The 5,750-nt window shown below is 59.4% G+C and carries 8 protein-coding genes; 1 reads left to right on the plus strand and 7 read right to left on the minus strand.

What is annotated here, in order from left to right; genetic code table 11:
* Positions 1-205: 205 nt before the first annotated feature.
* From LZ686_RS18715 to LZ686_RS18740, 6 genes are all read right to left on the minus strand, one after another.
* Entirely contained in the window at positions 206-634 is a 429-nt protein-coding gene (locus LZ686_RS18715) for a PIN domain-containing protein (protein ID WP_349548760.1), read from the minus strand.
* Complete coding sequence (locus tag LZ686_RS18720) at positions 631-876, minus strand: FitA-like ribbon-helix-helix domain-containing protein (RefSeq protein ID WP_349548761.1); 246 nt, start codon at positions 874-876, stop codon at positions 631-633. The genes LZ686_RS18715 and LZ686_RS18720 overlap by 4 nt, the downstream gene beginning before the upstream one ends.
* Before the next feature lie 152 nt (positions 877-1,028).
* On the minus strand, positions 1,029-2,468 hold the full coding sequence (locus tag LZ686_RS18725) for a DUF4942 domain-containing protein (RefSeq protein ID WP_349548762.1): 1,440 nt from the start codon (positions 2,466-2,468) through the stop codon (positions 1,029-1,031).
* Complete coding sequence (locus tag LZ686_RS18730; protein WP_349548763.1) at positions 2,465-2,917, minus strand: hypothetical protein; 453 nt, start codon at positions 2,915-2,917, stop codon at positions 2,465-2,467. The genes LZ686_RS18725 and LZ686_RS18730 overlap by 4 nt, the downstream gene beginning before the upstream one ends.
* Entirely contained in the window at positions 2,914-3,387 is a 474-nt protein-coding gene (locus tag LZ686_RS18735) for a hypothetical protein (RefSeq protein ID WP_349548764.1), read from the minus strand. The genes LZ686_RS18730 and LZ686_RS18735 overlap by 4 nt, the downstream gene beginning before the upstream one ends.
* 11 nt (positions 3,388-3,398) lie before the next feature.
* A complete protein-coding gene (locus LZ686_RS18740) occupies positions 3,399-3,656 on the minus strand; it encodes a hypothetical protein (RefSeq protein WP_349548765.1) in 258 nt (85 codons plus the stop codon).
* Positions 3,657-4,491: 835 nt separating this feature from the next.
* Between LZ686_RS18740 and LZ686_RS18905 the strand changes: the two genes are divergently transcribed.
* A complete protein-coding gene (locus LZ686_RS18905; RefSeq protein ID WP_502922033.1) occupies positions 4,492-4,587 on the plus strand; it encodes a DUF4113 domain-containing protein in 96 nt (31 codons plus the stop codon).
* 22 nt (positions 4,588-4,609) lie between these two features.
* Here the strand turns inward: LZ686_RS18905 and aqpZ are convergent, their stop codons facing one another.
* Positions 4,610-5,344: an aquaporin Z gene (aqpZ, locus tag LZ686_RS18745; protein ID WP_045999922.1), complete on the minus strand. Its 735-nt coding sequence runs from the start codon at positions 5,342-5,344 to the stop codon at positions 4,610-4,612.
* Between the last annotated feature and the right edge of the window lie 406 nt (positions 5,345-5,750).

The following is a 5,750-nucleotide window of genomic DNA, read 5'->3' on the forward strand; positions in this document are numbered from 1 at the left end:
GGGGAAGAAGGGCTGGAGCCGCGCCATCTGCGCGTCGGTCAGCCAGAAAAGGTTGCTCATCGATCAGGTCTCCTTGAGGAGCCTGAATCATGCCGAACGCGCAGGATCAATGGGTCCTGACCCTAGGTCGATGTGTCTTAACACTGTCACGCGCGAAGCGCGTTCAACGAACAGCTCATGCCCGCGCTTTGCGGGCATTCCGTAATCAGGGGCAATATTCCCACGGGTTGATGACCTCCAGGTTCATCGCCTTGAATGGATCGCTATCGCGCGTGGCGACCTTTGCAGCCTTCTGTGCCGCCGCGATTGCCCCGATCTGACCATCCGCATGTCCGATGGTTATGCCCCGCTCGCGTGCGCTGGAAACCCGCGTAGCATAGAATGTTGCGGCGGTAATATCATATGGCAGGATGCGGCCTGAAAAGGACGTCTCAAGTAACCCCTCAATCGCGCCAATGAGGCGTGCCCTCCTGTCCCCCGCTGGCAAGATGAAAGCGCCGAACATCAGTTCCTCGGCAGTGATTGCCGCTACATAAAGATCGCCCGGCTCCTGAGCATCCAGCCATGCCATGACATTGGGATTGGGCGTTGGCTTCTGAACCTCGGACAGCACATTGGTATCAATGATGATCATGAGAAGTCCGCAGCCTCCCCAGGTTCTTTGCTGCGGTCGAACGTCAGTTCGTCACCTATGACGCCCATATCCTTGAAGTGCGCGCGCAGCTGTTGTCCAAATCCGCCTGTGTGTTTGGCAACATAGGAGTTGACCAGGATCGCGCGAACCTCTGCTTCGATGCTGCGCATGTTGCTGGTCGCCTGTTCTCGAAGGTGATCGTGAACCTCATCTGGCAGGTTGCGTATGGTCATGTTGCCCATTCTGATCTCCATGATAGCATTTATGAGAAAACGATCTCACAGCGCCATTGATGGCGCAATGATAAAAGTGATGGCATGACCAAAAAGGCACAAAAATGGCCCCGCCGAAGCGGGGCCTGAGTTACTCCGTCGCAAAAAGGAGTAGGGTATACCTAGCGCTTTTGAAGGGTCAGCACCACGGTATTGATGCGGACGCCCACGCTGGCGAAGCTCTCGGGCGGCAGATCGCGCCACTGCTGGCACCGATAGCCGCGCGGGGAATGCTGTGCGGCCCATGCCCGGAACCGCTCATGCTTAGCGGTCGATCCGACCTCGGCGGACGCGGGCAGGATCGCGCGCAGCTCGCCGCCCGGCGCAAGGAAGTCCCACGCATGTTTGACGTGATCCATGAAATGGGTGCCCGAAAACGGCGGGTTCATCAGGATCAGGTCATAGACCGGCGCAGGCGTGACCTTCAGGAAATTCGCGCAATGAACCTTGAGCGCAGGGTGAGCCATGCCCCGCAATGCCGCTGCCCGGTCAGGGTGGATTTCGATTGCGTCCACGGTCGCGCCCATCTTCAAGACGGGCCGGACGATGGCGCCGATCCCGGCGCTTGGCTCCAGAACACGGGTGCCCGCCTTGATCGTCAGATCAGAAAGCAATTCTTCGACCGTCGCCGCAGGCGTCGGGTAGAAGGCAAGATCCTTGGCAACGGCAGTGCCAGTGCGGAAGTCGGCGGGTTGCTCGTCGGACGCTGCGGCATCGGCCAGCACCTCGCCATAATAGCTTGCCAGGACCTGATTGACCTTCCGCAGCAGGTCCGCGTCCTTCACCCACAGGTGCAGGTTGCCGTTCTTGAAGCATCGGGCGGTGAAATACTCGGTCTCGATCTCGGTTTGACGTGCGCCCCATCCGCCGCGCCGGGCGGCATTGATCGCGCCTTCCAGATCACCATAGCTGCGCTGGCCGGATAGTTGCGAAAACACCCGCTCCACATCCGCCAAGGTGCGCCGCATCTGTTCGCCCCTGCCGGAATAGGACCAATAGCCGCCATCATCAAAAACCCATGTGAAGATCATGCGTTTTCCGATCTTGAACGCGTCGTGGCTCTTGAAAGCCGGGTCCAGTTCGGAAAAGGCGCGGGCCACGCCCCGCATGAAAATCAGGTCTGCATCGAGGGTCAGGCGTTCCAAGGTGGCGCGGATGTTCTCAAGCGTCGGCTCGGGCATGTCATCCGCCCCCATCTGCTTGTCCAGCTGGTCCCGCTCGGTGCGGTCCATGATTTCCTTGAGGCGGCTTTCCTCAACGATCCGCAGCCAGATTGCGGCATCGAGGGTGCGCTTGTACCGGGCCAGGACAGCAACAGGATCGAAGGCGGAAAACAGGTCCGATTTCACGGCCTCGTTGTCGCTGTAGTGCAGATAGCAGGAATGTCCCGCGGTTGCGCCCTTGGCCGTCTCGGCCGCGTCCAGTGCCCGGCTGTAGCCGTCCGACAGGGTGCCGATGGCATTCTGCATCTGCGTCAGCGCGGCCTCACGGGCGGCGCAAATGCTCATGATGTACATCGGTGCGACCAGTGCCCCGGCGCTGAAGGTGGTGCGGGTGTTCATGCTGCTGCCTCGCTCTCGATGGCTTCAAGGATTTGCTCGCGCAGCTCGGACAGCGGGTGCGCGTCGAAGTCGTCACAGCGAAAATCTTCCGGGTTGTCGTATCCGGGGATTTCATCGTGGATGCGTTCGGCCAGACGGTCGGCAAGATCGGCCAGCGTCCCGGCGACAGTGACAGTCTCAAGGTCGGCATACTCAAACCGGGCTGCCGCGTTCTTGGACAAGGCGGCCAGCGCAAGGCCCGCGTCATCGGCCTCGGCGTCATGGACAAGCCGCCAGCCTGCGCCGGTGTCGCCATAGATCGACCAGAAAGCCCGGCCTGCAGGGCTGCAAACCTCGATGGCTTCCGCATCCGTGCCTTCGCGGATCATCTTGACCGGCGACACGCGATAGTCGGTAAAGGTGGCGGGGGTATCTCCCGCCACAAAACCGTTGAAGGAAAATCCGCTCATGCCGTTGCCTCCTGCTTTGCCGCGAAGGCATCGAGCATCAGGTAAAGCGTCTCCATCGTGGGCGGATCGCCATAGACGACCGTGCGTCCGGCCAGTTTGGGATCGGCTTCACACTTGGCCCGAACGGGCAAATCGTGATCCAGATAGGCATTCACGGTGAAGCGGAATTTTCCGGTCCCGGCGTCATAGAAATAGACGTGCCACTTCACCAGCTGGTCGGGGTTCTCGTCGGCTTCCGCAAACAGTTCTTCCGCTGCGATCCGCTGCACCTCCAAGGATCGGGCGCAATCGCGGATGAAACCATTGCTTTTCCGCCCGTCAAAGGCCGCGCCTTCGCGGATACCAAACGCATTTCCGGGGCAACGCTCCCGCACAAGGCGGGCCAGGATTTGGGCACTCCGCGCGCTGCCCGTTGCTGCGACATAGGGGGCGGGGTGAATATCAGTCTGCACGACAGAAAAACGGGTCATCTGCGGCACCTTCACTGGCTCAGGGCCGAATAGGTGCCTTCATCCTCATAGCGGATGATGGCATCGCCGGTTTGGGACAGGCCGCCCCAGAAGGGGCCAAGGAAACCGGCAATCTTGGGTTGGCCCTGCAATTCGGTCCGCAGGTTCGAGCGGGTCTCCGTCCCGGTGATTTCGGTGCCCATGTCATCGACCCATGCGGCAAGGTCATCGGTCACAACGCGGCTCATGCCGCTGTCGTCGGTCATGGTGACGATCTCAAAAAGTGCCATTTGGCGTTCCTTTCTTTGCGACGATCCCGCCCGGTCTTTGCGCCGTGGTCGGGTGCCCAAAATGGGCGTGGCAGGGGGCAGATAGTCCTGCCTTCAGCGGTGGGGAAAATTACGTGAAAACAGTGGGGCCTGTTCCCGATGCGAAGGCGGGCCTGCCTTTCCTGTCACAAAGGTCTGCCTCTGATGGGCCGCAGCCCAGTCTCTGGCCCGTGTTCCGAACTGGTCCGACATGTCGTGGCGCTCCTTCCTGTTCCGCCAGTGGCGAAGCCATCGCTGCTTTTCGCTTTGGATGACCTCATGTCATCCGAAGGGCAAAGCAGGGTGGGCGCAGCCCGACCTGCGGCCGGACGGTGATCTGACACACGGGGCCGGATCGGTGAAATTGGGAGGGACCCGCGCGCCCCGCGCGTGGGAGGAACCGGATTTCTCCGTGGAGGCTGACGCGCAGCGGCACCAGAGCCCGTGTTCGGATCGCCGGCCGGATGGCAGGCGGAAAAATGAAATGAAAGATCGTCAGCTGTGCCAGAGCGAAGCGGAGGCGCGGCTGTCCTCTGGATCAGCGATCGCGGTGCCCGCGATCACCATATCTCTGAAAAGTAGCCTATCGGCGGTTTGGGAAGATCGACGCAAAGGACTTATCGCGCCGACCAAGACCCTTACAAAGCGTGCAACCTATGCCACCAAGAGGAATGCGCTTTGGTCTGTGATCTAAAGTTTGATCGACCAGGACATGCGAGACTATGAGATACGCCCTATTCTCATCCTAGAAATCTAGGGCGTGGGTTCTGCGACATAGGGGAAGCTAAATGCCCAAGGGTTCAACTCTGCGGCCGACCTGCAGGGCGTATCCGAATTTTGGGAGACGAAGGCAGGTCACCGATCATCGTGTTACACGACAAGGATCAGCGAACTGCCAACGATCTTCATCTAATCTCTAATCGAGACACCATCGCTTAGCCGGGGCTGCGGATACCGCCCACGACCGGCTCTTCAGGCTGCGGGCTAAGCCAGCGGTAGAGAATTCCGCCTGCCGCCCCTCCGATCAGCGGGGCAACCCAGAACATCCAGAGCTGACCCAAGGCCCAGCCTCCGGCAAAAAGCGCCGGACCTGTACTGCGTGCCGGGTTCACAGAGGTGTTGGTAATCGGAATGCTGATCAGATGGATAAGTACCAGCCCCAACCCGATGGCGATGGGGGCAAAGCCCACAGGCGCACGACCATGGGTTGCCCCCATGATGATGAAGAGGAAGAAAGCCGTCAGCACGACCTCGGCCACGAAGGCCGCACCCATGGAATAGCCCCCTGGCGAATGCTCACCATAGCCGTTCGAGGCAAAGCCGCTTGCTGCGGCATCAAATCCCGGCGCACCGCTTGCGATGACGTAAAGCACCAAAGCTCCAAGAATGGCGCCCAGAACTTGCGCCACGACATAGGGCAGGATCTGCGATGTTGGAAAGCGCCCGCCTGCGGCGAGGCCAACCGTCACGGCGGGGTTCAAATGACATCCCGATACGTGGCCAATGGCGTAGGCCATGGTCAACACCGTAAGGCCAAAGGCAAGAGACACGCCCATGAAGCCGATGCCTAGTTCTGGGAAGGCGGCAGCCAGAACGGCGGAGCCACAACCGCCGAATGTTAGCCAAAATGTTCCGATCAGCTCCGCCGCGTATTTCTGCGAATTCTGCATCACTTCGTTCCTGAAATATAAATCGTTGACCAGTCAGGGAAGCCCCTAAAACTTATGTCTATTCCTGAGCCTCATTTCTGACTACAAGAATTTCCCGGCCATCTTGTGATCGTTTTTATTGATAGGAACGCCGACGTATTACGCAGGTTCTCGATGCCCAGGACAATATGTACGTTGCAATCGAGGGATCCAGCTCGCCCTTGCTCAAAAAGCTCGAAGAAGCTCATAAAATAAATATGTCTGTCAGTCATTTGCGCAAAACTTGTAGGAGGAACTGTGTAGGGTCAGGACCCATTGATCCTGCGCGTTCGGCATGATTCAGGCTCCTCAAGGAGACCTGATCGATGAGCAACCTTTTCTGGCTGACCGACGCGCAGATGGCGCGGCTCCAGCCCTTCTTCCCCAA

The sequence above is a fragment of the Paracoccus sp. NFXS7 genome (assembly GCF_040148865.1).
Classification (GTDB): Bacteria; Pseudomonadota; Alphaproteobacteria; order Rhodobacterales; family Rhodobacteraceae; genus Paracoccus; species Paracoccus marcusii.